We start from the raw sequence: 25,431 nt of genomic DNA on the forward strand, positions 1-25,431 counted from the left end.
CCGCCTTGGTATCCGCGGGCGCACCCACCTGTGCGAGAGGCCCGCGTCTCCCACCCCGCCTGTCTTCAGGAGGCATGCGATGGACCGTCCGTCTGCTTCTTCTGCGTCCCCCTCCCCCACTTCCTCGGCCTCCTCGTCCTCCTCGGCCTCCCGCGCCTCGTCGGCGCTCCCCGTCGTCGCCGTCGTGGGCCTGGGCACCATGGGCACCGGCATCACCGAGGTGCTCACCCTGGCCGGCCACGAGGTCATCGGCATCGACGTCAGCGACGAGGCGGCCCGCCGGGCCGTCAGCTCCCTGGAGCGCTCCACCACCCGTGCCGTCGAGCGCGGCCGGGTCGGCGCGGCCGAACGGGCCGGTGCGCTCGCCCGGTTCCGCACCTTCCCCGACCTGCAGGCCGCGGCGGAAGCCGACCTGGTCATCGAGGTCGTGGACGAGGCTTACGAGACCAAGCGCGAGGTCTTCACCGCGCTGGACCGGATCGTGCGCCCCGACGCGGTGCTGGCGACCGGCACGAACGCCCTGTCGGTGACCCGGCTCGCCGCCGACACCGCCCATCCCGACCGGGTGCTCGGCCTGCACTTCTTCGCGCCCGCCCCGGCCATGAAGCTGGTCGAGGTGGTCTCCACCGTGCTGACCTCGCCGCAGGCCACGCGGACCGTCACCGACCTGGTCGTCCGGCTCGGCAAGGAGCCGGTGCCGGTGGGCGACCGGCCCGGTTTCATCGCCGACGGGCTGCTCTTCGGCTACCTCAACCAGGCGGCCGCGATGTACGAGGCCCGGTACGCCACCCGCGAGGACATCGACGCGGCGATGAAGCTGGGCTGCGGGCTTCCGATGGGCCCGCTGGCGCTGCTCGACCTGATCGGCGTCGACACCGCCACGACCGTGCTGCAGGCGATGTACGAGGCCACGAGGGACCGCCTGCACGCGCCGGCCCCGGTGCTCAAGCAGCTCACGGCCGCCGGGCTGCTCGGACGCAAGTCCGGCCGCGGCTTCTACAGCTACGAGGCGCCGGGCAGCTCCGTGGTGGTGCCCGACGCGGAGACGCCGGGCGACCGGGACGACCGCGGCGCGGGCCGCGCCGTCCGGGCGGTCGGGGTCGCCGGGTCCGGGACCATGGCCACCGGGATCGCCGAGGTCTTCGCCAAGGCCGGGTTCGACGTCGTGCTCGCCGCCCGCACGTCCGAGAAGGCCGATGCCGCGGTCGCGCGGCTGGCCGCGTCCCTGGACCGGTCGGTGAAGAAGGGCCGCCTCACCCAGGAGCAGCGCGACGCGGCGGTGGGCCGGGTGTCCCCGGCCGGGTCGTACGACGCGTTCGCGGACGCCGACCTGGTCGTGGAGGCCGTGGCGGAGGACCTGTTCGTCAAGCAGCAGCTGTTCCGGATGCTGGACAAGGTCTGCAAGCCGGGTGCGGTGCTGGCGACCACCACGTCCTCGCTGCCGGTGGTGGCCATCGCCCGCTCGACCGGCCGCCCGCAGGACGTGGTCGGCATGCACTTCTTCAACCCCGCGCCGGCCATGAAGCTGGTCGAGGTGGTGCACACGGTGCTGACCGGCGAGGACGTCGTGGCCACCGCGCACGAGGTGTGCGCCGCGGTGCGCAAGCACCCGGTGGACTGCGGCGACCGGGCCGGCTTCATCGTCAACGCGCTGCTGTTCCCGTACCTGAACAACGCGGTGAAGATGGTCCAGGACCATTACGCGAGCGTGGAGGCGATCGACGCGGCGATGAAGCTCGGCGGCGGGTATCCGATGGGCCCGTTCGAGCTGCTCGACGTGGTGGGCCTGGACGTGTCGCTGGCGATCGAGCAGGTGCTGCACGAGGAGTTCCGCGACCCCGGTCTGGCGCCCGCGCCCCTCCTGGAGCACCTGGTGTCCGCGGGGTGCCTGGGCCGCAAGACCGGCCGCGGATTCCGCGAGTATGCCCGGCGCTGAGCGCGCTGCCCGTCCGGTGGGCTGGGGCGGATTCCCGCCCGCCACCGGACGGGAGGCTCCGGCGTGTTACGTTCCCCACATGCCCCAAGCTGTGAACTCCGACGCCCCCGAGACCGCGAGCGGCCGCCGTGCCGCCGCCCAGCGCCACCGGGTACGCCAGGACCTCGCCGCCGCGGCGATGCAGTTGTTCGCCACGCAGGGGTACGAGGCGACCACGGTCGACGAGATCGCCGCGAAGGCCGGGGTGGCCCGCAGGACGTTCTTCCGGCACTTCCGCTCCAAGGAAGAGGCGATCTTCCCGGACCACGACGACACCCTGGTGCGGGTGCAGGCGGTGCTGGACTCCGCCGACCCGCGCGAGCACCCGCTGGACACCGTGTGCCGCGGCATCACCGAGGTGCTGCGGATGTACGCGCAGGTGCCGGAGATGTCCGTCGAGCGCTACCGGCTGACCCGCGAGGTGCCCACCCTGCGGGAGCGGGAGATCGCCTCGGTGGCCCGTTACGAGCGGCTGTTCACCCGCTATCTGCTGGGCCACTTCGACGAGGGCGCCCAGCGCGACGGGGACGACGACCCGCTGCTGGCCGAGGTCGCCGCGTCCGCGGTGGTCGCGGCGCACAACCACGTGCTGCGGCGCTGGCTGCGGGCCGGCGGCAAGGGTGACGTCGAGCAGCAGCTCGACCACGCCTTCGACGTGATCAAGTCCACCTTCGGCACCGGCATCGGGGCCGGGCGGATACCGTCCCGCGCCACCTCGCCGACCCCGGCGACGCTCTCCCGGCAGGGCGAGGTGGTGGTCGCCGTGGCGCGCACCGACGCCTCCCCCGCGGAGATCCTGCGCAGCATCGAGGAGGCCCTGCGCCAGGCCTGAGCCGGGCGCCCGGCCCAGCGGCCGGAGAACCGCCCCCAGCCCGCGTCCAGCGGCCGTCCGGAGCGTTCCGGGCGGCCGCTGATGCGTGTAACGGCCCTGCTGTTGCCCGGCCGTTGGCACGGGGTGACACTTGAGGGAAATTGTTGGCACGCAGTGTCTTGTCGAGTGGCACAGAGTGCCATACGGTAAGCACACCTCCCGGCGGCAGCCGGGAGCAGTCCGGGCGGGCGGTGTGCAGCGATCCCAGGCACCCCGTCTGTCCCCGAGGGCCACTGGCCCCGCGCCCGGACGCCTGCGTCACAGGCACCGTTTCCGCGCCACCGCGCGGCTCCTTCACCCCGCACCGTCAGCCATTCGCCGGACCGACGACGGCAGCCCCATCCACCCGACCCCTGCGTTCCCTCAAGCGTTACCGCGAGAACGCTTCGCCGGAGGCGAGTCATATGAAGGAAATCCTGGACGCGATCCTTGCGCCGGACAGCGCGGCCGCCGACTTCGCGGCCCTCCCGCTGCCGGAGTCGTACCGTGCCGTGACCGTGCACAAGGACGAGGCCGACATGTTCGCCGGGCTCACCACCCGGGAGAAGGACCCCCGCAAGTCGCTGCACCTGGAAGAGGTGCCGCTGCCCGAACTCGGCCCCGGCGAGGCGCTGGTCGCCGTCATGGCCAGCTCGGTGAACTACAACTCGGTGTGGACCTCGATCTTCGAGCCGGTGTCCACCTTCGCGTTCCTGGAGCGGTACGGCCGGCTGTCGCCGCTGGCGAAGCGGCACGACCTGCCGTACCACGTCATCGGCTCCGATCTGGCGGGCGTGGTGCTGCGCACCGGCCCCGGGGTCAACAAGTGGCACGCCGGCGACCGGGTGGTGGCGCACTGCCTGAGCGTGGAGCTGGAGTCGGCCGACGGCCACGACGACACCATGCTCGACCCCGAGCAGCGGATCTGGGGCTTCGAGACCAACTTCGGCGGCCTGGCGGAGATCGCCCTGGTCAAGTCCAACCAGCTGATGCCCAAGCCCGAGCACCTGACGTGGGAGGAGGCCGCCGCCCCCGGCCTGGTCAACTCCACCGCCTACCGCCAGCTCGTCTCGCACAACGGCGCCGCGATGAAGCAGGGCGACAACGTCCTGATCTGGGGCGCCAGCGGCGGACTCGGCTCCTACGCCACGCAGTTCGCGCTGGCCGGCGGCGCCACGCCGATCTGCGTGGTCTCCTCCCCGGAGAAGGCGGAGATCTGCCGGAAGATGGGCGCCGAGGCGATCATCGACCGCACCGCCGAGGACTACCGGTTCTGGAAGGACGAGCACACCCAGGACCCGCGGGAGTGGAAGCGGTTCGGCGCGCGGATCCGCGAGCTGACCGGCGGCGAGGACGTGGACATCGTCTTCGAGCACCCCGGCCGGGAGACCTTCGGCGCCTCGGTCTACGTGACCCGCAAGGGCGGCACCATCGTCACCTGCGCCTCCACCTCCGGCTACACCCACGAGTACGACAACCGCTACCTGTGGATGAGCCTCAAGCGCATCGTCGGCTCGCACTTCGCCAACTACCGCGAGGCGTGGGAGGCCAACCGCCTGGTCGCCAAGGGCAAGATCCACCCGACGCTCTCCCGCACCTACACCCTCGCCGAGACCGGCCAGGCCGCGTACGACGTGCACCGCAACCTCCACCAGGGCAAGGTCGGCGTCCTCGCGCTGGCCCCCGAGCAGGGCCTGGGCGTGACGAACCCCGAACTGCGCGAGCGCCACCTGCCCGCCATCAACCGCTTCCGGGACGCCTGATGGTCGCCGCGAGCCGCGCGAGCGAGCCGAGGGCCACCGGGCCGGAGCGGCCCGAGGCGGGCGGGCGCAGTGCAGGGCGGCGCGATCGGCCGTGGCTGATGCGGACGTACGCCGGGCACTCGACGGCCGAGGCGTCCAACGAGCTGTACCGCCGGAACCTGGCCAAGGGGCAGACCGGCCTGTCGGTCGCGTTCGACCTGCCGACCCAGACCGGCTACGACCCGGACCACGTGCTGGCCCGCGGCGAGGTGGGCCGGGTCGGCGTGCCGGTGGCCCATCTCGGCGACATGCGGCGGCTGTTCCAGGACATCCCGCTGGAGCGCATGAACACCTCGATGACCATCAACGCCACCGCCATGTGGCTGCTGGCGCTCTACCAGGTGGTCGCCGAGGAGCAGGGGCTCGACGCCGAGGCGGTCGCCGGTCTGCAGGGCACCACGCAGAACGACATCGTCAAGGAGTACCTGTCGCGGGGCACGCACGTCTTCCCGCCGGGACCCTCGCTGCGGCTGACCACGGACATGATCACGTACACCGTGAACCACATGCCCAAGTGGAACCCGATCAACATCTGCAGCTACCACCTGCAGGAGGCCGGGGCCACGCCCGTGCAGGAGATCGCCTACGCGATGTCCACCGCGATCGCCGTGCTGGACGCGGTGTTCGCCTCGGGCCATGTGCCCGAGGAGCGCAGGGGCGAGGTGGTGGCCCGGATCTCCTTCTTCGTCAACGCCGGGGTCCGGTTCATCGAGGAGATGTGCAAGATGCGCGCCTTCGGCCGCATCTGGGACACCGTCACCCGCGACCGGTACGGCATCCAGGACCCGAAGCACCGCAGGTTCCGGTACGGCGTGCAGGTCAACTCGCTGGGCCTGACCGAGGCGCAGCCGGAGAACAACGTCCAGCGCATCGTGCTGGAGATGCTGGCCGTGACGCTCTCCAAGGACGCCAGGGCCCGCGCGGTCCAGCTCCCGGCGTGGAACGAGGCGCTGGGCCTGCCGCGCCCCTGGGACCAGCAGTGGAGCCTGCGCATCCAGCAGGTGCTGGCGCACGAGAGCGACCTGCTGGAGTACGACGACATCTTCGCCGGCTCGACCGTGATCGAGGAGAAGGTGGCCGGCCTGGTGGAGGCGGCCACCGCGGAGATCGCCCACATCGAGGAACTGGGCGGCGCGATGGCGGCGGTGGAGTCCGGCTACCTCAAGGCGGAGCTGGTGGCCTCGCACGCCGCCCGCCGGGCCAGGATCGAGTCCGGCGAGGAGAAGATCGTCGGGGTCAACGTCTACGAGACCACCGAGCCCAACCCGCTCACGGCGAACCTGGACGCCGCGATCATGACCGTCGACCCGGCCAACGAGGCCCGGGTGGTGGCGGCGGTGCACGACTGGCGGCTGGCGCGGGACGAGCCGCGGGCGCAGGCGGCGCTGTCGGGGCTGCGGGCGGCCGCCGCCGGGAGCGAGAACCTGATGGGTGCGACGCTGGAGTGCGCGCGGGCCGGGGTGACCACCGGCGAGTGGTCCTGGGCGCTGCGCGACGTGTTCGGCGAATTCCGCGCGCCGACCGGGGTGAGCAGCGCCCCGGTGGCGGTGGCGGCCGAGCCGGGCAGCGAGCTGGCGGAGGTGCGGCGCAGGGTGGAGGACACCGCGCGGGAGCTGGGCGGCGGGCGGCTGCGGCTGCTGGTCGGCAAGCCGGGCCTGGACGGGCACTCCAACGGCGCCGAGCAGATCGCGGTGCGCGCCCGCGACGCCGGCTTCGAGGTGGTCTACCAGGGGATCCGGCTCACGCCCGAGCAGATCGTGTCGGCGGCGGTCGCCGAGGACGTGCACTGCGTGGGCCTGTCCATCCTGTCCGGTTCGCACGCCGCGCTGGTCCCGGACGTGCTGGAGCGGCTGCGCAGGGCCGGCGCGGACGACGTCCCGGTGGTCGTCGGGGGCATCATCCCGGCAGCCGACGCGAAGGAGCTGCGCGCCGCTGGCGTGGCGGCCGTCTTCACACCCAAGGACTTCGGTATCACCGGGATCATCGGCCGGATCGTGGACGAGATCCGGATCGCGAACAAGCTGGAGGTATGACTGTGCAGTTCGGGCGGACCTACGAGGAGTTCGAGGTCGGTGCGGTCTACAAGCACTGGCCGGGGAAGACGGTCACGGAGTACGACGACCACCTCTTCTGCCTCCTCACCATGAACCACCACCCGCTCCACATGGACGCCAACTACGCCGAGAAGACGACCGACTTCGGGCGCAACGTGGTGGTCGGCAACTACGTGTACTCGCTGCTGCTCGGCATGTCGGTGCCCGACGTGTCCGGCAAGGCGATCGCCAACCTGGAGATCGAGTCGCTGCGCCACGTGGCGCCGACGTTCCACGGCGACACGATCTACGGCGAGACCACGGTGCTCGACAAGCGCCCGTCGAAGTCGAAGGACGACCGCGGCATCGTCCACGTGGAGACCCGGGGGTACAACCAGGACGGCACCCTGGTGTGCGTCTTCCGCCGCAAGGTGATGGTGCCCACGGCCACGTACATCAAGGAGCGGGGCGGGGAGCAGCCCGGCCGCCCGGAGCTGGGAGGGAACTGAGATGGCCAACCGCCTCGCGCAGACCGACGGGCTGACCGACGTCCAGCAGGAGATCCTGTCGACCGTCCGAAGCTTTGTCGACAAGGAGATCCTGCCGGTCGCCACCGGGCTGGAGCACCGCGACGAGTACCCGGCGCAGATCGTCGAGGGCCTGAAGGACCTCGGCATCTTCGGCCTGATGATCCCCGAGGAGTACGGCGGCCTCGGCGAGTCGCTGCTGACGTACGCGCTCACCGTGGAGGAGATCGCCCGCGGCTGGATGAGCGTGTCCGGCATCATCAACACGCACTTCATCGTCGCCTACATGATCAAGCAGCACGGCACGCAGGAGCAGAAGGACTACTTCCTGCCGAAGATGGCCGCCGGCGACGTGCGCGGCGCGTTCTCGATGTCCGAGCCGGAGCTGGGCTCCGACGTGTCGGCGATCCGCACGAAGGGCGTGCGCGAGGGCGACTCCTATGTGATCAACGGCCAGAAGATGTGGCTGACCAACGGCGGCACCTCCCACCTGGTCGCGGTGTTGTGCCGGACCGACGAGGGGCAGCCGGAGGACGCGCCCGCGCACCGCTCGATGACGACCTTCCTGATCGAGAAGGAGCCCGGCTTCGGCCCCAACCCCAAGGTCTCGGGGCTGACCGTGCCCGGCAAGATCGAGAAGATGGGGTACAAGGGCGTCGACACCACGGAGCTGGTGCTGGAGGACGTGCGGGTACCCGCGGACCGGGTGCTCGGCGGTTCCACCGGCCGCGGTTTCTACCAGATGATGGACGGCGTCGAGGTCGGCCGGGTCAACGTGGCCGCGCGCGGCTGCGGTGTCGCGCAGCGCGCCTTCGAGCTCGGCATCGCCTACGCGCAGCAGCGGCACACCTTCGGCAAGCCGATCGCCCAGCACCAGGCCGTCCAGTTCAAGCTGGCCGAAATGGCCACCAAGGTCGAGGCCGCGCACCAGATGATGGTGAACGCGGCGCGCAAGAAGGACTCCGGGCGGCGCAACGACCTGGAGGCCGGCATGGCCAAGTACCTGGCCGCGGAGTACTGCAAGGAGGTCGTCGAGGACGCCTTCCGCATCCACGGCGGCTACGGCTTCTCCAAGGAGTACGAGATCGAGCGGCTCTACCGGGAGGCCCCGATGCTGCTGATCGGCGAGGGGACCGCCGAGATCCAGAAAATGATCATCGGCCGGCGGCTGTTGGAGGAGTATCGCATCCAGGGGTGAATGTCCGTAAATGGACCGATAATTTCGAGGCAAACGTCACAGCGCGTCATCGGCGGTGGCACCGGAACCGGCCATCGACTCGCCCCCGAGCTTGCCGTGTTGCCGGTGTCAGCCGATACCATCGACGAAAGCCGCCGTCCCCAGAAGCAATTCGCGGCATCCTCCGCTACGAAGGTCTTCCATGCCCCACAGCCCATCCTCTGCACCACGCGACAGCCTCGTCGGCGTTCGTCTCGCGCGCGGAGCGTCGCCGTGGCTCCTCCCGACCGTGGCCACGGCGGCGGTCAGCCTCGCCAAGGCCCGCCGCTCCGGACGCTGGGCGGCGGTGGCCGTTCCCGCCACCGCCCTCGCGGCCGGCATGCTGTGGTTCTTCCGCGACCCCGAGCGGGAGATCACGGACGGCCGGGTGGTCTCCCCGGCCGACGGGGTGGTGCAGAGCATCATGCCGTGGAAGGACGGGCGCACCCGCGTCGCGATCTTCATGAGCCCACTGAACGTCCACGTCAACCGCGCCCCGCTGGCGGGCACGGTCGCCTCCGTCGAACACATCCCCGGCGGATACGTGCCGGCGTTCAACAAGGAGAGCGAGAACAACGAGCGGGTCGTCTGGCACTTCGACACCGAGATCGGTGACGTCGAGGTGATCCAGATCGCCGGCGCGGTGGCGCGGCGCATCGTCCCCTACGTCCCGCGCGGCTGCAAGGTCGAGCAGGGCGACCGGATCGGCCTGATCCGTTTCGGCTCCCGGGTCGACGTGTACCTGCCGGAGGGCGTGGAGCCCGCGGTCGAGGTCGGCCAGACCACCACGGCTGGGGTGACGCGCCTTGACCGTGACTGAGCCCGACACCGCCGATTCCTGGGTGAGCGAGCTGGAGGAGGAAGGTCCCGACATTCCGCTGTCGACCCGCCTCTCCATCGCCGACACCCTCACGCTGGGCAACGCGATCTGCGGCTTCATGGCCGTCTACTTCACGACCACCGGCGTCCTGGTCCCGCACCTGATGGGCACCGCCGACGGCGCCATGTCCAAGAGCAGCGCGGCCAACGCGGTCACGCTGATGCTGATGGCGTCGGTCTTCGACCTCTTCGACGGGCTGGTGGCGCGCAAGCTGCGCAGCTCCGCGATGGGCGCCGAGCTGGACAACCTGTCGGACCTGATCAGCTTCGGCCTGGCGCCGGCGTACTTCGTCGTCGTATGGGGCCTGGTCAGCGACAACGGGCACGGCAAGGTCGCCGCGGTCGCCGCCGTACTGGTGGTGCTGGCCGTGGTGCTGCGGCTGGCCCGTTTCTCCTGCACGACGCTGCGCGACGGCGTCTTCCAGGGCATGCCGAGCCCCTTCGGGGCGATGACGGTGGTGTCCCTGGTGCTGCTGGAGCTGCCGTTCGTGCCGACGGTCATCGGCATCGTGGGGGTGGCCTGGCTCATGGTGAGCCGGGTCGAGTACCCCAAGCCGCGCGGCCGGCTGGCCCTGATCACCTTCTGCTGGACGATCGTCAGCATGGGGTGCCTGGCCGCCTGGACCCTGGGCGTGCCCGGCGGTCACCAGCTGCTCCAGGCCGGCTGCGCCCTGCAGTGCACCGCGGCGGCGCTGATCCCCTGCTTCGCGACCACCCGCCGGGTGAGCACGATGCGGGCCGCCCGCCGCGAGGCGCGCGCCGACGCCCGCTGAGGCCGCCGGCAGCCGCACCCGCGACGAACACGACGAAGCCGCGCCCCGCGAAGGGGCGCGGCTTCGTCGTTCGCGCTGCGGCCGGTGCGCCGTCTCAGAGCGGGAAGGTGTCCCGCGCCAAGGTGGCGGCGAGCCGCTCCAGCAGCGGGCCGGCATCGGCGATGCAGGCCGCGAGGTCCGGCTCCAGGTCGGACAGGGCGTAGGCGCGGGAGATCCCGGCGGAGCGCAGGGCCTCCTCGGACAGGGCCAGCCGGCCGCAGACCGCGAGGACGCTGATGCCGCTCGCCCGGGCCGCCTGCGCGACGCCGACCGGCGCCTTGCCGTGCAGCGTCTGCTCGTCCAGCGAGCCCTCGCCGGTGATCACCAGGTCCGCACGGGCCAGGGCGGGCGCGAACCCGAGCACGTCGAGCAGCACCTCGATCCCGGGCCGGAACGTCGCCCGGAGGCCGACCAGCGCCCCGTAGCCGATCCCGCCGGCCGCTCCGGCTCCCGGCGCGTCCGCCGCGCGCGGGTCGCCGAGCGCCTCCGCGAACCGGCCCAGCGCGGCGTCGAGCGCCTCGACGTCGACCGGCGACGCGCCCTTCTGCGGCCCGTACACGGCCGCGGCGCCCTTCGGCCCGAGCAGCGGGTTGTCCACGTCGCTGGCGAGCACCACCTCGGTCTGCGCCAGCCGCGGGTCCAGCCCGCTCAGGTCGGCGGTCGCCAGGCCCGCCAGCGGCCCGCCGCCGGGGCTGACCGGCTGCCCAGCGGAGTCCAGCAGCCGGGCGCCGAGCGCGGTGAGCATGCCGGCGCCGCCGTCGGTGGTGGCGCTCCCGCCGACGCCCAGCACGATGGTGCGGGCCCCGGCGTCCAGCGCGGCGCGCAGCAGCTCGCCGGTGCCGTAGGTGGTGGCGGTCAGCGGCGCGAAGACCCCGGGCGGCAGGTGGCGCAGCCCGGACGCCTCGGCCATCTCGACCACCGCGGTGTCGCCGCGGACGGCGTACACCGCCTCGACGGGGGTGCCCAGCGGTCCGGTGACGGTGCGGGTGCGGCGCTCGAAGCCGGCGGCGACGGCCGCGTCGACGGTGCCGTCACCGCCATCGGCGACCGGCAGCGCCTCGACGGTCAGCCCGGGGGCGACGGACCGCAGCCCGGCCTCGACGTGCTCCGCCACCTGGACCGCGGTCAGCGAGCCCTTGAACTTGTCGGCGGCGATCAGCACGCGCGCGGTCGATTCTGTTGCAGCCTCGGACACTGGTTGTTCTCCATCCGGAACGGTAGGTCGCGCCGTCGCGACCCTATCCCGGGCACGGCCCGGCTGCCCATGGGCGCCCCGCGCGGGGGCGCCCGCGTAGCTTGGTGCCATGACCACCACCGACTACGCGACGTACATCGCGGGCCTGCCCCGGATCCTCGCGGGCGCCAACACGCTGTTCCGCTCGGCCGACGGTCGGGTCCTGCTGGTCGAGCCGAACTACCGGGACGACGGGACGTGGACGCTGCCCGGCGGCACGATCGAGTCCGACGACGGGGAGACGCCCCGGCAGGCGGCCCGCCGCGAGTCGCTGGAGGAGATCGGGCTGGACGTGCCGCCCGGTGCGCTGCTGGCCGTGGACTGGATCACCGGGGCGGGCCGCCCGCCGCTGACCAGCTTCCTGTTCGACGGCGGCATCCTCACCGAGCAGCAGCTCGCCGCGGTGCGGCTCCAGGAGGAGGAGCTGGACTCCTGGCGGCTGACCCCGGTCGACGAGATCGACCACTACCTCACCCCGGGCGCGACCCGCCGGGTGCGGGCCGCCCTGGCCGCCCTGCTGGCCGGCACGGGTCCCGCCGAACTGGTCAACGGCCGCCCCGCGGACGGCGTCGCGGCGGCCGGGTCCTGACCGGTCCTGAGCTCCGCGGCGCTGCGGTGGCCGCGCGCGGCCGTCAGTCCGAAGGGGCCGCTTCCGGGACCGGGTTGGGCACGTAGCCAAGGTCCGGTGCCGGGTCCTGGGGGCCGTGCGCGCGCAGTCCCGCGAGCAGCTCGGCGAGGTTCGGCGGCCACAACGCCTCGTCGGCGGCGGCGAGTTCGGCCGGCGTCCACCAGCGGGCGTGCAGGATGCCGTCGGCGCTGTGCGCGGCGGCCAGGTCCCCGGTGAGCGGGCGGTGCGGCGCGTACGCGACGTAGACGTGCTCGTGCTGGCGCACCGGCACGGTGCCGCGGGTGAAGTCGTGCTCCCAGGTGCACAGCAGCGGTCCCGGCTCGACGTCGGTCCAGCCGGTCTCCTCGCGGACCTCGCGGCGGGCGCCGTCGCGCGGGCTCTCGCCCGGGTCCAGGCCGCCGCCGGGCATCGCCCAGTGGATGCCGACCTCGGGGTTGTCGTAGCGCAGCAGCAGCACGGACCCGTCAGGGGCGAGGACGGCGACGCGCGCCGCCGCCCTCGGCGTACGGGCCGTCACAGCGTCACCGGGGCGGGCGTGCCCGCCACGGTCGGCGCCGGGGTGCTCGGCAGGTGGTCCAGCACATACGTGGAGGCCAAGAAGATCACACTCCAGAGTCTGCGGAGAGATCATCCTACCGAGCACGCCCGGGGAGGAGCCGGCCCGCGGCCCCCGGCGCCGGTGACGGGCCGGCCCGGTGAGCAGGGCCGAACTGCGGTCCCCGGCCGGGGAGTCGGACGGGGTGCCGGAGCCGGAGACCGCGGGGTCGGGCCGGCCGCGGCCTCACGCTCCCACGGTGGTGCCAGGGCCGTCGAGGGCGTCGGCCAGCAGTTGCTCGGCGGGCACGCCGCGGATCGAGGCGTCGAGCACCTGCACGGTGTGGGCGACCGGCATGCGGCGGCCCATGCGGGCCAGCGCGGTGCCGACCTGCATCCAGCAGCCGGGGTTGGCGGTGACCATCGCCTGGGCGCCGGTGGCGAGCACGGCCCGTGCCTTGCGGGCGCCGAGTTCGGCCGCGGGTTCGGGGTGCAGCAGGTTGTAGGTGCCGGCGCTGCCGCAGCACAGCTCGGGCTCGGCCGGCTGGCGCAGGGTCAGTCCGGGGATCGCGGCGAGCAGCCCGCGCGGCTGGGCGCGGACCCCCTGGGCGTGGGCCAGGTGGCACGCGTCCTGGTAGGCGACGGTGATCGGGAGCGGGTGCCGGGGCGCCACCGGGCCGATCTCGTCGAGGAGTTCGGTGACGTCCCGCACGCGCGCGGCCAGTGCCGCGGCCCGCTCGCCCCAGTCGCCGGGCTCGTCGCGCAGCAGGTGGCTGTACTCCTTCAGGTGCGAGCCGCAGCCGGCGGCGTTGACCACGATGGCGTCGGCCTGCACGGCCTCGAACGCCTCGATCATCCGCCGTGCGAAGTCCAGGGCCTCGCCCTCCCGCCCGGCGTGCGCGGACAGCGCGCCGCAGCAGCCCTGCCCGCGGGGCACGACGACGTCGCAGCCCTCGGCGGCCAGCACCCGCACGGTCGCGGCGTTGACGTCGGGGAAGAAGGCGCCCTGGACGCAGCCGGTGAGCAGCGCGACGGTCCGGCGCCGGGCGCCGGCCGCGGGGGTGCGGGCGGGCAGCCGCGGCGCCGGGCCGAGCTTGGGGGCCAGCGCCTCCATGGCCTGCAGGGAGGCGGGCAGCCGGCGCAGGACCCCGGCGCGGGCCAGCAGGCGGCCGAGTCGCCCGGCCTGGTAGGCGCGCAGCAGGGCGCGCACCACCTTCAGCCGGCGCGGGTAGGGGAACAGGCCGTGGACGGCGGCCCGTTGCAGCCGCGCGGCGCGGGGCCGGGTGACGCGCCGTTCCAGCTGGGCGCGGGTGGCGCCGATGAGCTTGTCGTACTGCACTCCTGACGGGCAGGCGGTCACGCACGCCATGCAGCCCAGGCACTGGTCGAGGTGGCGGACGCTGCCCTCGTCGAAGGTCTCGCCCTGGAGTCCGGCCTTGATCAGGTCGATCCGCCCGCGGGGGCTGTCCATCTCCTCGCCCCACAGCACGTAGGTGGGGCAGGTGGGCAGGCAGAAGCCGCAGTGGACGCAGTCGCCGGCCAGCGCGGCGTCCGGCGGCCGCTGCCCGTCGAACACCGGCCCGTCCGGCATCCCGAAGCCGGGCATCCCGAGGCCCACGGTGGCCCGGTCGGCACCGGGTGCCACCGGACCGCCGTACGGGGTGACGGCTGGGCTGCCGGGCGGGACGGGTGCGTCCGGAGCGGGCGCGGGGTCGCCGGACCCGTGCACGGGCACGGGGTCGGGGTCGGGGGTGGCGGCGGGCATCACAGACCTCCCAGCAGCCTGCCGGGCGACAGCCGCCGCCCGGGGTCGAACCGGTCCTTGACACGGGTCATCAGGGCGAACGCGTCGCCGGGTGGCCCCCAGTGCTCGGCGGCGGTGCGGCCGGCGCCGGCCGCCTGCGCGGTGCCGTCCGGGGAGCCGCCGACGATCACCGCCGACCCGTCGTACGGGGCGAGGGCGGCCCGCAGCACGGCGAGGTCGGCGCCGGGCGGCACGGCCGCGTAGGCGACGCCGGTGCACGCGGAGGCGGTGACGTGCGCGCCGGCGGGTGCGCCACCGGCGCCCTGGGTGGGCGCGCCGAGGGCGTCGAGTGCGTCGAGCACCTGCGGAAGCGCGGCCGGTGCGTAGGCCAGGCGCAGCACGAGTCCGCCCCGAGGGCGGCGGCCGAACCAGGCGGGGACGTCGTCACCGGTCGTCCCGCCGCCGAGCAGCGCGACCGCCTCGCGTGCCTGGGCGCGCACGGACGCGGCCGTGCTCTCGAAGAGCACCACGAGTGCGCCGCCCGATCCGGCGCCGTCCCAGCGCAGTTCGGCCGCGGTGGGCGTGAGCGGGGAGCGGGCGAGCCGGACGGCGCAGCGGCCGGCCTGCGTGCTGTCGGGGACGGGCACGGTGACGGTGGCGCGGGCCGGCGGCAGCGGGTGCAGCCGCCAGGTGGTGGACACCACGACGCCCAGCGCGCCGTGCGCCCCCGTGTACAGCTTGCCGAGGTCGTAGCCGGCGACGTTCTTGACGACCTTGCCGCCGGCGCGGGCGACGGTCCCGTCGGCGAGCACGACGGTGACGCCGATGAGCAGGTCGCGGACGGTGCCGTAGCGCAGCCTGCGCGGTCCCGAGGCGTTGGCGCTGACGATCCCGCCGAGGGTGGCGCCCGCCTCCGGCGGGTCGAGGGCGAGCATCTGCCCGTGCTCGGCGAGGGTCTGCTGCAGCGCGGAAAGCGGGACTCCGGCTTCGGCGACCACCACGAGGTCGCCCGGCAGGTACTCGGTGATCCCCGCCAGGCCACCGGTGTGCAGCACCAGGTCGCAGGAGGTGGGCGGGGCGGCCCAGCCGGTCTTGGTGCCCGCGCCGACGGGCACCACCGTGCCGCGGGTGCCGCGCAGGATGCCGGCGGTCTCGGCGGCGTTCGCCGGATGCGCCTGCTCGGCGTCCGGCCAGTGCGGGCCGGACGCGGGCGCACCCGGATTCGCAGGACCGGTGGCGGGCCGGACCGCGGAGGACGCGGGCACGGGTCGTGCGGACGGATCGGGCACGGAGGCTCTGGGCAAGGAGGCATCGGGCGCGGACGGATCGGGTGCGAAGGGATCGGGCACGGGCGGAGCCATCTCAGAACACCTCGCCTAGCGCGGGGTCGCGGGCGGGGTCGGCGGCGGTGCGCACGCCGGGGCGCTCGCCGCACAACCGCGGGGTGGGGAACAGCTTTCCGGGGTTGGCCAGGCCCGCGGGGTCGAAGGCGCAGCGCAGCCGGTGCATGGTGTCGAGGTCGTCCGCGGTGAACTGCCGGGCCATCTTGGTCTTCTTCTCCACGCCCACGCCGTGCTCGCCGGTGATGGAGCCGCCCGCGTCCACGCAGAGGTCGAGGATGGCGAAGCCCAGGTCCTCGGCGGCCTCCGCGGCGCCGGGGAGGGTGTCGTCGAAGAGGATCAGGGGATGCAGGTTGCCGTCGCCGGCGTGGAAGACGTTGGCGACGCGGATGCCGGCGTCGTCGGCGAGGCGGCCGATCTCGGCGAGGATCTCCGGGAGCCGGGTGCGCGGGATCACGCCGTCCTGGACGTAGTAGGCGGGGCTGATCCGGCCGACGGCGGCGAACGCGGACTTGCGGCCCTTCCAGATCAGGTCGCGCTCGGCCGCGTCCTGCGCGACGCGGGTCTCGAACGCGCCCCGGGCGTCGGCCAGTTCCCGCACCCGCGCGAACTGCTCCTCGACCTCCGCGCCGGGGCCGTCGAGTTCGACGACCAGGACGGCGGCGGCGCCCTCGGGGTAGCCGCAGCGCACGGCGGCCTCGGCCGCCTCGATGGCCAGGGCGTCCATCATCTCCACGGCGGCGGGCACGATGCCGGCGGCGATGATGTCGCTGACGGTGCCGGCGGCGTCCTCGACGGAGCGGTAGCCGAGCAGCAGGGTGCGTACGGTCTCGGGGGCGGGCACGGTGCGCAGGGTGAGGCGGGTGGCGACGCCGAGCGTGCCCTCGCTGCCGACGAAGGCGCCGAGCAGGTCGAACCCGGGGTGCTCGGGCGCGGTCCCGCCCAGGTGCACCACCTCGCCGTCGGGCAGGACGACTTCGGCGCCGGTGACGTGGTTGACGGTGAACCCGTACTTCAGGCAGTGCGCGCCGCCGGCGTTCTCGGCCACGTTGCCGCCGATCGAGCAGACCTGCTGGGACGACGGGTCGGGCGCGTACGCCTGCCCGTGCGGCGCGGCCTCGCGGGTGACCCAGAGGTTGACGACGCCGGGTTCCACCTCGACCCGCGCGTTGTCCGGGTCGACCTCCAGGATCTGCCGCAGACGGGAGAGCACGATCAGCACGCCGTCGGCGACCGGCACCGCCCCGCCGGACAGCCCGGTGCCGGAGCCGCGGGCGACGAACGGCACCCCGGCCTCGGCGCACAGCCGGACCGCGGTGGCCACGTCGTCCCGCGTCCCGGCGAGGACGGCGACGGCCGGCTGCACGCGGACCGTGGCCAGGCCGTCGCAGGCGTAAGTGCGCAGTTGCGCGGGGTCGGTGAGGACGCGGTCGGCGCCGATGCGGTCGCGCAGCCGGCCCGCGAGCAGGTCGATCGGCGCGTCACTCATGGTCTCGCACGGCGGCTCTCCAGGCGTGGGCGACAGAGTCGTTTTCCACCAGTCGGTAGTGGCTTACCGAATGATGGAAGGATGCAACCCGACCGTGATCGCGTCAACCCCTGCGCGCCGCCGCGCGCGTGTCAGGCCCGCGGGATGTCGAAGTAGTGGGTGAGGAAGCCGGCCAGCTTGATGTCGCCCTTGAGCTTGAGCTTGCGGGTGAAGAACAGCGTGGGGCCGGAGGCGTTGCCGGACGCCAGCTTGAGGAACTCCGGCGCCGCCATGGTCAGGCTGAGCTGGGGGGTGCGCTCGGTGCGCTCGGTCGTCACCGTGCAGGCGCCCTTGGCGATGTGCGTCTCGTAGACGTCCCCGTCGCCGGCCGCGCCGGTGATCTTCCAGCGGATCAGCGCGTCCCGGTCGCCGGCCGCCGAGGGGCGGAAGCGGGTGTGCATCCGGCCGAAGACCTCGTCGAGCACCCGGCGCCGCTGCGGGCCGTCCATCAGCGCGGCGAGCCGCGCCGCGGTCAGCCCCTTCACCAGCCGGGCGAACTCCTGCGGCTCCACCGAGCCGAAGTCCAGCGCGTCCAGGTCGAGATCGTCGAGCGCGGCCATCGCGGCACCCACTTCCTTACTCCAGAGTAAGTTTACTGGGGAGTAAGGATAGGTTCGGCGGACCTCCGTGACAAGGACGCCCCGCCCGACGCACGGGCGCGGGAGCCCGCGGGCACCCGTCCGGACGCAGGCCGCGCCCGGCCGGCCCTCAGCGGGCGGCCGCCGTGCGCCGCAGGTGGCGCAGCACCGCCAGCGCCGCGTTGTGCCCGCTCATGCCGTGCACGCCGGGCCCGGGCGGGGTCGCGGAGGAGCACAGGAAGACCCCGGGGCGCCGGGTGGCGTACGGGATCGCGGCCAGCCGCGGCCGCAGCACGCTCTGCAGCCCGGAGAACGCCCCGCACGCGATGTCCCCGCCCACGTAGTTGGCGTTGCGGGCGGCGAGGCCCGCCGGCCCGGTGACCGCACGGGCCAGCACCAGGTCGCGGAACCCGGGGGCGAACCGCTCGATCTGCCGCTCCATCGCGTCGGTGGCGTCGCCGTGCCAGCCGTGCGGGACGTGCGCGTAGGCCCAGAACACGTGCTTGCCCTCGGGCGCCCGCGAGGGGTCGACGACGGTCGGCTGCGAGGTGATCAGGAACGGGGTCTGCGGCGGGCGCCCGGTGACCGCCCTGGTCAGCGCGTCGCCGATCTCCGTGTACGTCGGCCCGACGTGGATCGTCCCGGCCCGGCGGGCGTCCGGCGAGGTCCACGGCACCGGGCCGTCGAGCGCGTAGTCCACCTTGAACACCGAGGGCCCGTACCGGTAGCGGCGGAAGCTGTCGCCGAGCGAGGCGATCCTGGCCAGCGCGGTCGGCGAGGTGTCGAAGAGGTAGGCGCGGGCCGGCGGCAGCTCGTCCAGCTTGCGGACCGTCACCCCGGTGTGGATCACCCCGCCCAGCTCGGTCAGATAGCCGGCCAGGGCGTCGGAGATCGACTGGGAGCCGCCGCGGGCCACCGGCCAGCCGCGCTCGTGCGCGGCCAGCGCGAACATCATCGCCATGGCGCCGGTGAACGGCTCCCGCAGCCGGCAGATCGCGTGCCCGGAGAGCCCGGCGAGCAGGGCGCGGGCCTTCGGCTCGCGGAACCGCTGGGCGAGCACCGCCACCGGCGGCGTCCCGGTGAGCCCGAACCGCACGAAGCGGTACGGGTCGCGCGGCAGCCCGGCCCACGGCGGGCGGAAGAAGTCGGCGGCCACCGCGTTCCAGTGGCCGGTGAAGGGCTCCATCAGCCGCCGGTACGTCCCGGCGTCGCGCGGGCCGAGTGAGGCGGCCGTCTCCCCGACCGTGCGGCCCAGCACCGCGGCCGTGCCGTCCGGAAACGGGTGCGCCATGGGCAGTTCGGGCTGCAGCCACTCCAGGCCGTGCCGGGCCAGCGGCAGCGCCTGGAAGGCCGGCGAGCCGATGCCGAACGGGTGGACCGCCGAGCACGGGTCGTGCCGGAAGCCGGGCAGCGTCAGCTCCTCGGTGCGGGCCCCGCCGCCGACGGTGTCCGCCGCCTCGTAGACCTGCACCGACAGCCCGGCGCGGGCGAGTTCGGCGGCCGCGGTCAGGCCGTTGGGGCCGGCGCCCACCACGACCGCGTCGGCCACCACCGCCCGACTCACCGCGCACCGCCCAGCAGGCCGATCACCCGGCGGGCGGTCGCCGCGTCGCGGGCCACCGTGAACGGCAGGGTGTTGCCGCCGGCGATGCCGAACGGCTGCCCACCCGCGGTCAGGCTGGCCCCGCCCGCCTCCGCGGCCAGCAGCAGCCCCGCCGCGTGGTCCCAGGGTGCCTCCCAGAAGAAGGCGACGCCGTCGGTCAGCCCGCGCGCCACGTCGAGATAGGCCAGGCCCGCGCAGCCGCAGGGCGTGCAGACGGCGCCGGCGGCCGCCAGCCGGTCCAGCGCGGTCCGCTCGGCGCCGGTGCGGTAGACGGGGTTGGACGTCCACAGCCGCAGCGGCCCGTCGTCGCGGCCGCCGCGGCGGGTGTGCAGCCGGGCGCCGCCCAGGTGGGCGCCGCGGCCGCGCCGGGCGGTGGCGAACAGGCCGCGCATCGGCGCGTAGGTCCACGAGGCGAGCGGCTCGCCGCGGTGCACCAGGGCGACCAGGGTGGCGAACCCCTCCTCGCCGCGGACGAACGCGGCGGTGCCGTCGACCGGGTCGACGACCCACACCGGATCGTCGCCGCGCAGCAGGTCCAGCACCCCGGGGTCGGCACTCACCGCCTCCTCCCCGACGACGACGGAGCCGGGGAGGAGCGCGGTGAGCTGCTCGGTGAGGCGCTGCTCGGCACGCCGGTCGGCGGTGGTGACCAGGTCGTGCGGGCCGGTCTTGACGGCTATGTCGCCGTCGGCCAGCGTCCGCCAGCGGGGGACGACCTCGGCCGCGACCACCTGCCGGACCGCGGCCTCGACCGCGGCGAGCAGTTCGTCCGCGACGCCCTCCGTGTCCGTGGCCGCCCCCCTGACCGCACCGACCTCGTTGCCCATACACCCATCCAATCAGACCCGCGCATCATGCGGCCGCGTGAGCCGCATCAGCACCACGTACAGCACCAGCGACGAGCCCAGCCCGACCGCCCAGCCGTAGTCGGCCAGGGGTTTGAGGAACGGGACGAGCCCGTGCCGGGGGAAGGGCCCCGACCCCGGTGCGGAGTACGACCCGCCGACCGCCAGCAGGCCGCCGACCAGGAACGCGGCCACCGCACGCCAGTTCCAGCCGCGGTGGTACCAGTAGCGGCCGGCCGGGTCGTACAGCTCCCCCAGCACCAGTTCGGTGCGGCGGATGATCCAGTAGTCGGCGATCAGCACCCCGGCGACCGTGCCGAGTACGCCGCCGACCACCCCGAGCCAGGTGTAGATGTAGAACTCGGGTGTGGAGATCAGCTTCCAGGGGAACAGCAGCACGCCGACCGCGCCGGTGATCAGCGCCCCGGTGCGGAAGTTGACGACCTTCGGCGCGAGGTGCGAGAGGTCGTAGGCCGGGGAGACCACGTTGGCCGCGATGTTGACCGAGATCGTGGCGATCAGCACGGTCAGCAGCGCGTACAGCAGCCCGATGGTGCTGCCGCTCTTGGCGGTCAGCGCGACCGGGTCCCACAAGGTGGCGTCCTTCGCGCCGTACACCGCCTGCGCGCCGGAGGTGACCAGCACCGAGAGCAGTGCGAAGGCGGTCATGGTGGTCGGCAGCCCCAGCGACTGCCCCCAGACCTGGGCGCGTTGGCCGGCGCCGAAACGGGTGAAGTCGGGGATGTTCAGGGACAGCGTGGACCAGAAGCCGATCATGCCCATCAGGGCGGGGAAGAACACCTTCCAGAAGTGGCTGCCCCAGCCGAGCTGCGAGGGCTGGTCGAGCAGCGGCCCCAGGCCGCCGGCCTTCACCGATATCCAGATCAGCAGCACCACGGCGCCGACCAGGACGAAGGGCGCGGCCCAGTTCTCGAACCGGCGCAGCGTCTCCATCCCGCGGGCGATGATGGCGAGTTCGAGGGCCCAGAACAGCACGAAGCACAGCCACAGCGGCCACGGGTAGCCGCCGATGTGCCCGGCGCCGGCCCAGTTCCCGGGGAACACCCGGTCGAGCAGGACGAAGATGCCCTGGCCGCCGATCCAGGTCTGGATGCCGAACCAGCAGCAGGCGACGGCCGCGCGCACCAGCGCGGGCAGGTTCGCTCCGCGCAGCCCGAACGAGGCCCGGGCCAGGATCGGGAAGGGGATGCCGTACTTGGGCCCGGCGTGCCCGGTGAGCAGCATCGGGACGAGCACGATCAGGTTGGCCAGCGCGATGGTCAGGACCGCCTGCTTCCAGTCCATGCCGAGCGCGACCAGGCCGGAGGCGAGCGTCCAGGAGGGGATGTTGTGGGCCATGCCGACCCACAGGGCGGTGAAGTTGTACGTGGTCCAGGTGCGGTGGGCGAGGGGGACGGGCAGCAGGTCGGGGTTGGCGTAGGGCCCGGACGGCGGGCCCGCGTCGGCGGGGAGGTCGACGCGGTCGCCCGCCCCTGCGGCTATGGCCATGGACTCACCTCGAATCGGTCATCTCAGAGCGGGGATGATGTGTTCTCCGTAGGCGTCGACGGTGGACTCCCGGGCGTCGTGCATGTCGTAGACCGCGAACTGGTCGACGCCCAGGTCGCGCAGCTCCGACAGCTTGGCGAGATGCGCCTCGGGGGGTCCGATCAGGCAGAAGCGGTCGACGATCTCGTCCGGCACGAAGGCGGTGTCGGGGTTCCCGGCCCGTCCGTGGTGGGAGTAGTCGTAGCCCTGCCGCTGCGCGATGTAGGCGGTGAGCTCCTCGGGGACCAGGGAGGAGTGCGTGCCGTAGCGGCCGACCAGGTCGGCGACGTGGTTGCCGACCATGCCGCCGAACCAGCGGCACTGCTCCCGCGCGTGGGCCAGGGCCTCGGGGGAGTCGTCGGCGGTGACGTAGGCGGGCGCGGCGACGCACACCGTCACCGCGTCCGGGTCGCGCCCGGCCTTCTCGGCGGCCTCGCGGACCGCCTTGACCATCCACTCGGTGAGGTAGACGTCGGCGAGCTGGAGGATGAAGCCGTCGGCCTTCTCCCCCGCCAGGGCCAGCGCCTTGGGCCCGTAGGCGGCCATCCACACCGGCAGCCGGCCGTCCTCCACCCACGGCAGCCGCAGCGGCGTCCCGTCCACGACGGCCTCCCGCCCCTCGGCGAGGTCGCGGATCACCTCGATCGCCTCGCCCAGCCGGGCCAGGGAGTTGGGCTTGCGGCCGGCCACCCGCATCGCCGAGTCGCCGCGTCCGATGCCGCACACCGTGCGGTTGCCGTACATCGAGTTGAGGGTGGCGAAGGTGGAGGCGGTCACCTCCCAGGTGCGGGTGCCGGGGTTGGTCACCATCGTGCCCACGGTGAGCCGTTCGGTGCTGTCGAGGATCCTGCTGTAGATCACGAAGGGTTCCTGCCACAGCACGGCGGAGTCGAAGGTCCAGCCGTGGGTGAAGCCGTTGCGCTCGGCGCGCTGCATCAGGGCGACGACGTCCGAGGCGGGCGGATCGGTCTGCAGCACGAGGCCGAAATCCATGGCACCGCTCCTTCAGGTCCTTAGGCGAGGTAGCTGGTCAGTCCGCGCGGGATGTACTGGCCGTGCCCGGCGTGGCCGGTGTAGGTCCCCCGGTCGATCACGGTGACGCCGCGCGAGAGCACCGTCTCGACCCGGCCGGTGAGCCGCTTGCCCTCGTAGGCGCTGTAGTCGACGTTCATGTGGTGGGTCTGCGCGGAGACCACCTGCTCGGCGTGCGGGTCGTAGATCACCACGTCGGCGTCCGCGCCGGGCGCCAGGGTGCCCTTGCGCGGGTACAGGCCGAACATCCGGGCGGGGGCGGCGCAGGCGATCTCGATCCAGCGCCGGCGGCTGATGTGCCCCTCGACCACGGCCTGGTGGAGCAGGTCCATCCGGTTCTCCACCCCGGGCATGCCGTTGGGGATCTTGGAGAAGTCGCCGCGGCCCATGTCCTTCTGCCCGGCGAAGCAGAACGGGCAGTGGTCGGTGGACACCACCTGGAGGTCGTTGGTGCGCAGCGCCTTCCACAGCGCGGCCTGGTGCTCGCGCGGCCGCAGCGGCGTGCTGCACACGTACTTGGCGCCCTCGAAGTCCGGTTCCGCGAGGTTGTCGGTGGACAGGAACAGGTACTGCGGGCAGGTCTCGCCGAACACCGGCAGGTCCATGTCGCGGGCCTGGGCGATCTCGGCGACCGCCTGCTCGGCGGAGACGTGCACCACGTACAGCGGCGCGCCGGCGACCCGGGCGAGCTGGATGGCGCGGTGCGTCGCCTCGGCCTCCAGCAGGGCGTGCCGCACCTCGCCGTGGTAGCGCGGGTCGGTCTTCCCCGCCGCCAGCGCCTGCTGGACCAGCACGTCGATGGCGATGCCGTTCTCGGCGTGCATCATGATCAGCCCGCCGTTGCCGGCGGCGCGCTGCATGGCCCGCAGGATCCGGCCGTCGTCGCTGTAGAAGACGCCCGGGTAGGCCATGAACTGCTTGAAGCTGGTCACGCCCTCCTCGACCAGCACGTCCATCTCCTTGAGCACCGGCTCGGTGACGTCGGAGACGATCATGTGGAAGCCGTAGTCGATGGCGCACTGCCCGTCGGCCTTGGCGTGCCAGGCGTCGAGCCCGGCGCGCAGCGACTGGCCGACGGTCTGCACCGAGAAGTCCACGATGGTGGTGGTGCCGCCCCAGGCCGCGGCGCGGGTGCCGGTCTCGAAGGTGTCGGAGGCGAACGTGCCGCCGAACGGCATCTCCATGTGGGTGTGGCCGTCGACGCCGCCCGGGATGACGTACTTGCCGGTGGCGTCCAGCCCCTGGGCGTCGGTCCAGCTCCTGGCGGCCGACGACTCGGACGCGGCGACCGCGGCGATCCGGCCGTCCTCGATCAGGACGTCGGCGTGCACCTCGTCGGAGGCCGTGACGACCAGGCCGCCCCGGATGACGGTGCGGGGGCTGCTCATACGGCGGTCCCTCCTTCCATCGTGGACTGGGCGTGTTTCAGGGCGGCTTCGAGCGCCTCGGCGCCCTCCTCCGCCTCGGCGACGGTCAGCGACAGCGGCGGCGCGATACGCAGCGCGTTGCCGGGCCGGCCGCCCTTGCCGATCAGCAGGCCGTGCTCGCGGGCGGCCTCCAGCACCAGGCTCGCGGCGGTCGCCGAGGGGGTGTCGGTGCCGGGTTCGACCAGTTCGACGCCGAGCATCAGGCCGCGGCCGCGCACCTCGCGCACGATATCCAGGCCGGCGGCGATCGACTCCAGCCGGGACCGCAGCATCCCGCCGACCCGCCGGGCGTTGCCCTGCAGGTCGTGGTCGACCAGGTAGGCGAGGTTGGCCAGCGCCCCCGCGGTGGTGATCGGGCTGCCGCCGAAGGTGGAGATGGAGTTGGCGGTCAGGCAGTTCATCACCTCGGCGCGGGCCACCACGCCGCCCATCGACAGGCCGTTCCCGATGCCCTTGGCGAAGGTCAGGATGTCCGGCGGCCCGGCCTGGGCGTGCGCCTGCCAGCCCCAGAAGTGCTCGCCGGTGCGGCCCCAGCCGGTCTGCACCTCGTCGGTGATCCACAGGATGCCGTGCCGGTCGAGCACCTCCTTGAACGCGGCAAGCAGCCCGTCCGGGCCGGAGGTGAAGCCGCCCACGCCCTGGATCGGCTCGGCGATGAGCGCGGCGACCGTGCCGCCCGCCTGGCCGAGCACGTCCTGCAGGTCCTCGACGCACGCGGCGGTGAACTCGGCGTCCGTCAGGTGCGCGTAGGGCCCGCGGGTGCGCACCCCGCCGTGCACGTACAGCGTCTGCAGCGGCGACAGGCTGGTCGGCGACCAGGACGCGTTGCCGGTGATGCCGATCGCCGAGAACGACCGGCCGTGGTAGCTGTTGCGCAGCGCCAGCACCTGGTTGGAGCGGCGGTAGGTGGTGGCCAGCAGCAGCGCGGTGTCGTTGGCCTCGGTGCCGGAGGTGGTGAAGAACACCCGCGCGTCGGGGATCCCGGACAACCGGGCGATGCGCTCGGCCAGGTCCACCGCCTGCCGGCTGAGATAGAGCGTCGAGGTGTGCAGGATCCGCCCGGCCTGCGCGGTGATCGCGGCGGTCACCTCGGGCAGCGCGTGCGCCGTCATCGTGGTGAGGATGCCGCCGAAGAAGTCCAGGTAGCGGGTGCCCTCCGCGTCCCAGACGTAGCGGCCCTCGCCGTGCGTCAGCTCGATCGGGCGGGCGTAGTAGGTGGCCAGCCAGTCCGGCAGCACCGCGCGGTGGCGGGCGTGCAGGGTGGCGTGGGCGCTCTCGGTCTCGGTGGCCATCGGC

At 73.4% G+C, this 25,431-nt stretch carries 21 protein-coding genes; 9 read left to right on the forward strand and 12 right to left on the reverse strand.

What is annotated here, in order from left to right:
* Positions 1-79 precede the first annotated feature (79 nt).
* The 8 genes from ACH4TG_RS18410 to pssA all read left to right on the forward strand — a co-directional run bounded on the left by ACH4TG_RS18410 (position 80) and on the right by pssA (position 10,055).
* On the forward strand, positions 80-1,936 hold the full coding sequence (locus ACH4TG_RS18410; RefSeq protein ID WP_398243363.1) for a 3-hydroxyacyl-CoA dehydrogenase family protein: 1,857 nt from the start codon (positions 80-82) through the stop codon (positions 1,934-1,936).
* A 79-nt stretch (positions 1,937-2,015) separates the two neighbouring features.
* Positions 2,016-2,807 carry a TetR family transcriptional regulator gene (locus tag ACH4TG_RS18415; protein ID WP_398243364.1) on the forward strand — a complete coding sequence of 264 codons (792 nt, stop codon included), beginning with the start codon at positions 2,016-2,018 and terminating at the stop codon, positions 2,805-2,807.
* Positions 2,808-3,250: 443 nt separating this feature from the next.
* Positions 3,251-4,588, forward strand: a complete 1,338-nt coding sequence (gene ccrA, locus ACH4TG_RS18420) for a crotonyl-CoA carboxylase/reductase (RefSeq protein WP_398243365.1) — start codon at positions 3,251-3,253, stop codon at positions 4,586-4,588.
* Positions 4,589-4,686: 98 nt separating this feature from the next.
* Entirely contained in the window at positions 4,687-6,660 is a 1,974-nt protein-coding gene (locus ACH4TG_RS18425) for a protein meaA (RefSeq protein ID WP_398243461.1), read from the forward strand.
* A gap of 2 nt (positions 6,661-6,662) precedes the next feature.
* Positions 6,663-7,169, forward strand: a complete 507-nt coding sequence (locus ACH4TG_RS18430; RefSeq protein ID WP_398243462.1) for a MaoC family dehydratase — start codon at positions 6,663-6,665, stop codon at positions 7,167-7,169.
* Between the two features lies 1 nt (position 7,170).
* Complete coding sequence (locus ACH4TG_RS18435; protein ID WP_398243366.1) at positions 7,171-8,385, forward strand: acyl-CoA dehydrogenase family protein; 1,215 nt, start codon at positions 7,171-7,173, stop codon at positions 8,383-8,385.
* A gap of 181 nt (positions 8,386-8,566) precedes the next feature.
* Positions 8,567-9,223 (forward strand): phosphatidylserine decarboxylase, encoded by a 657-nt coding sequence (locus tag ACH4TG_RS18440; protein WP_398243367.1) that lies wholly within the window; start codon positions 8,567-8,569, stop codon positions 9,221-9,223.
* Entirely contained in the window at positions 9,210-10,055 is an 846-nt protein-coding gene (gene pssA / locus ACH4TG_RS18445; protein ID WP_398243368.1) for a CDP-diacylglycerol--serine O-phosphatidyltransferase, read from the forward strand. Before ACH4TG_RS18440 ends, pssA begins: the two co-directional genes overlap by 14 nt.
* 94 nt (positions 10,056-10,149) lie before the next feature.
* Here the strand turns inward: pssA and ACH4TG_RS18450 are convergent, their stop codons facing one another.
* Entirely contained in the window at positions 10,150-11,256 is a 1,107-nt protein-coding gene (locus tag ACH4TG_RS18450; protein WP_398243463.1) for a glycerate kinase, read from the reverse strand.
* A 142-nt stretch (positions 11,257-11,398) separates the two neighbouring features.
* On the opposite strand from ACH4TG_RS18450, the gene ACH4TG_RS18455 reads away from it, so the two are divergent.
* Positions 11,399-11,917, forward strand: a complete 519-nt coding sequence (locus ACH4TG_RS18455) for an NUDIX domain-containing protein (RefSeq protein WP_398243369.1) — start codon at positions 11,399-11,401, stop codon at positions 11,915-11,917.
* Positions 11,918-11,960: 43 nt separating this feature from the next.
* On the opposite strand, the gene ACH4TG_RS18460 is transcribed toward ACH4TG_RS18455, so the two are convergent.
* The 11 genes from ACH4TG_RS18460 to ACH4TG_RS18510 all read right to left on the reverse strand — a co-directional run bounded on the left by ACH4TG_RS18460 (position 11,961) and on the right by ACH4TG_RS18510 (position 25,427).
* Positions 11,961-12,473 carry an NUDIX hydrolase gene (locus ACH4TG_RS18460; protein WP_398243370.1) on the reverse strand — a complete coding sequence of 171 codons (513 nt, stop codon included), beginning with the start codon at positions 12,471-12,473 and terminating at the stop codon, positions 11,961-11,963.
* A 264-nt stretch (positions 12,474-12,737) separates the two neighbouring features.
* Positions 12,738-14,255 (reverse strand): (Fe-S)-binding protein, encoded by a 1,518-nt coding sequence (locus ACH4TG_RS18465; RefSeq protein ID WP_398243371.1) that lies wholly within the window; start codon positions 14,253-14,255, stop codon positions 12,738-12,740.
* Entirely contained in the window at positions 14,255-15,538 is a 1,284-nt protein-coding gene (locus tag ACH4TG_RS18470; RefSeq protein ID WP_398243372.1) for an FAD-binding oxidoreductase, read from the reverse strand. Before ACH4TG_RS18470 ends, ACH4TG_RS18465 begins: the two co-directional genes overlap by 1 nt.
* A 58-nt stretch (positions 15,539-15,596) precedes the next feature.
* On the reverse strand, positions 15,597-17,063 hold the full coding sequence (locus tag ACH4TG_RS18475; RefSeq protein WP_398243373.1) for an FAD-linked oxidase C-terminal domain-containing protein: 1,467 nt from the start codon (positions 17,061-17,063) through the stop codon (positions 15,597-15,599).
* Between the two features lie 131 nt (positions 17,064-17,194).
* Positions 17,195-17,662 (reverse strand): SCP2 sterol-binding domain-containing protein, encoded by a 468-nt coding sequence (locus ACH4TG_RS18480; RefSeq protein ID WP_398243465.1) that lies wholly within the window; start codon positions 17,660-17,662, stop codon positions 17,195-17,197.
* A 148-nt stretch (positions 17,663-17,810) separates the two neighbouring features.
* Positions 17,811-19,229, reverse strand: a complete 1,419-nt coding sequence (locus ACH4TG_RS18485) for a phytoene desaturase family protein (protein WP_398243467.1) — start codon at positions 19,227-19,229, stop codon at positions 17,811-17,813.
* A gap of 11 nt (positions 19,230-19,240) precedes the next feature.
* Entirely contained in the window at positions 19,241-20,110 is an 870-nt protein-coding gene (locus tag ACH4TG_RS18490; RefSeq protein WP_398243374.1) for an inositol monophosphatase family protein, read from the reverse strand.
* Positions 20,111-20,122: 12 nt separating this feature from the next.
* Positions 20,123-21,637 carry an NCS1 family nucleobase:cation symporter-1 gene (locus ACH4TG_RS18495; protein ID WP_398243375.1) on the reverse strand — a complete coding sequence of 505 codons (1,515 nt, stop codon included), beginning with the start codon at positions 21,635-21,637 and terminating at the stop codon, positions 20,123-20,125.
* Positions 21,638-21,655: 18 nt separating this feature from the next.
* Positions 21,656-22,669 carry a TIGR03842 family LLM class F420-dependent oxidoreductase gene (locus ACH4TG_RS18500; RefSeq protein WP_398243376.1) on the reverse strand — a complete coding sequence of 338 codons (1,014 nt, stop codon included), beginning with the start codon at positions 22,667-22,669 and terminating at the stop codon, positions 21,656-21,658.
* Positions 22,670-22,689: 20 nt separating this feature from the next.
* Positions 22,690-24,096 (reverse strand): dihydropyrimidinase, encoded by a 1,407-nt coding sequence (gene hydA, locus ACH4TG_RS18505; RefSeq protein WP_398243377.1) that lies wholly within the window; start codon positions 24,094-24,096, stop codon positions 22,690-22,692.
* Positions 24,093-25,427: an aspartate aminotransferase family protein gene (locus ACH4TG_RS18510; RefSeq protein WP_398243378.1), complete on the reverse strand. Its 1,335-nt coding sequence runs from the start codon at positions 25,425-25,427 to the stop codon at positions 24,093-24,095. The genes hydA and ACH4TG_RS18510 overlap by 4 nt, the downstream gene beginning before the upstream one ends.
* Between the last annotated feature and the right edge of the window lie 4 nt (positions 25,428-25,431).

The sequence above is a fragment of the Streptomyces sp. NPDC020917 genome, assembly GCF_044333795.1.
In the GTDB taxonomy this organism is placed as follows: domain Bacteria; phylum Actinomycetota; class Actinomycetes; order Streptomycetales; family Streptomycetaceae; genus Actinacidiphila.

Excerpts from the sequence above, each read along its gene's own strand:
- ACH4TG_RS18410 (WP_398243363.1), top strand. The coding sequence starts at position 80 with ATGGACCGTCCGTCTGCTTCTTCTGCGTCCCCCTCCCCCACTTCCTCG.
- ACH4TG_RS18415 (WP_398243364.1), top strand. The coding sequence starts at position 2,016 with ATGCCCCAAGCTGTGAACTCCGACGCCCCCGAGACCGCGAGCGGCCGC.
- ccrA (WP_398243365.1), top strand. The coding sequence starts at position 3,251 with ATGAAGGAAATCCTGGACGCGATCCTTGCGCCGGACAGCGCGGCCGCC.
- ACH4TG_RS18425 (WP_398243461.1), top strand. The coding sequence starts at position 4,687 with ATGCGGACGTACGCCGGGCACTCGACGGCCGAGGCGTCCAACGAGCTG.
- ACH4TG_RS18435 (WP_398243366.1), top strand. The coding sequence starts at position 7,171 with ATGGCCAACCGCCTCGCGCAGACCGACGGGCTGACCGACGTCCAGCAG.
- ACH4TG_RS18440 (WP_398243367.1), top strand. The coding sequence starts at position 8,567 with ATGCCCCACAGCCCATCCTCTGCACCACGCGACAGCCTCGTCGGCGTT.
- ACH4TG_RS18455 (WP_398243369.1), top strand. The coding sequence starts at position 11,399 with ATGACCACCACCGACTACGCGACGTACATCGCGGGCCTGCCCCGGATC.
- ACH4TG_RS18465 (WP_398243371.1), bottom strand. The coding sequence starts at position 14,255 with ATGCCCGCCGCCACCCCCGACCCCGACCCCGTGCCCGTGCACGGGTCC.
- ACH4TG_RS18475 (WP_398243373.1), bottom strand. The coding sequence starts at position 17,063 with ATGAGTGACGCGCCGATCGACCTGCTCGCGGGCCGGCTGCGCGACCGC.
- ACH4TG_RS18480 (WP_398243465.1), bottom strand. The coding sequence starts at position 17,662 with ATGGCCGCGCTCGACGATCTCGACCTGGACGCGCTGGACTTCGGCTCG.
- ACH4TG_RS18490 (WP_398243374.1), bottom strand. The coding sequence starts at position 20,110 with ATGGGCAACGAGGTCGGTGCGGTCAGGGGGGCGGCCACGGACACGGAG.
- ACH4TG_RS18495 (WP_398243375.1), bottom strand. The coding sequence starts at position 21,637 with ATGGCCATAGCCGCAGGGGCGGGCGACCGCGTCGACCTCCCCGCCGAC.
- ACH4TG_RS18500 (WP_398243376.1), bottom strand. The coding sequence starts at position 22,669 with ATGGATTTCGGCCTCGTGCTGCAGACCGATCCGCCCGCCTCGGACGTC.
- hydA (WP_398243377.1), bottom strand. The coding sequence starts at position 24,096 with ATGAGCAGCCCCCGCACCGTCATCCGGGGCGGCCTGGTCGTCACGGCC.
- ACH4TG_RS18510 (WP_398243378.1), bottom strand. The coding sequence starts at position 25,427 with ATGGCCACCGAGACCGAGAGCGCCCACGCCACCCTGCACGCCCGCCAC.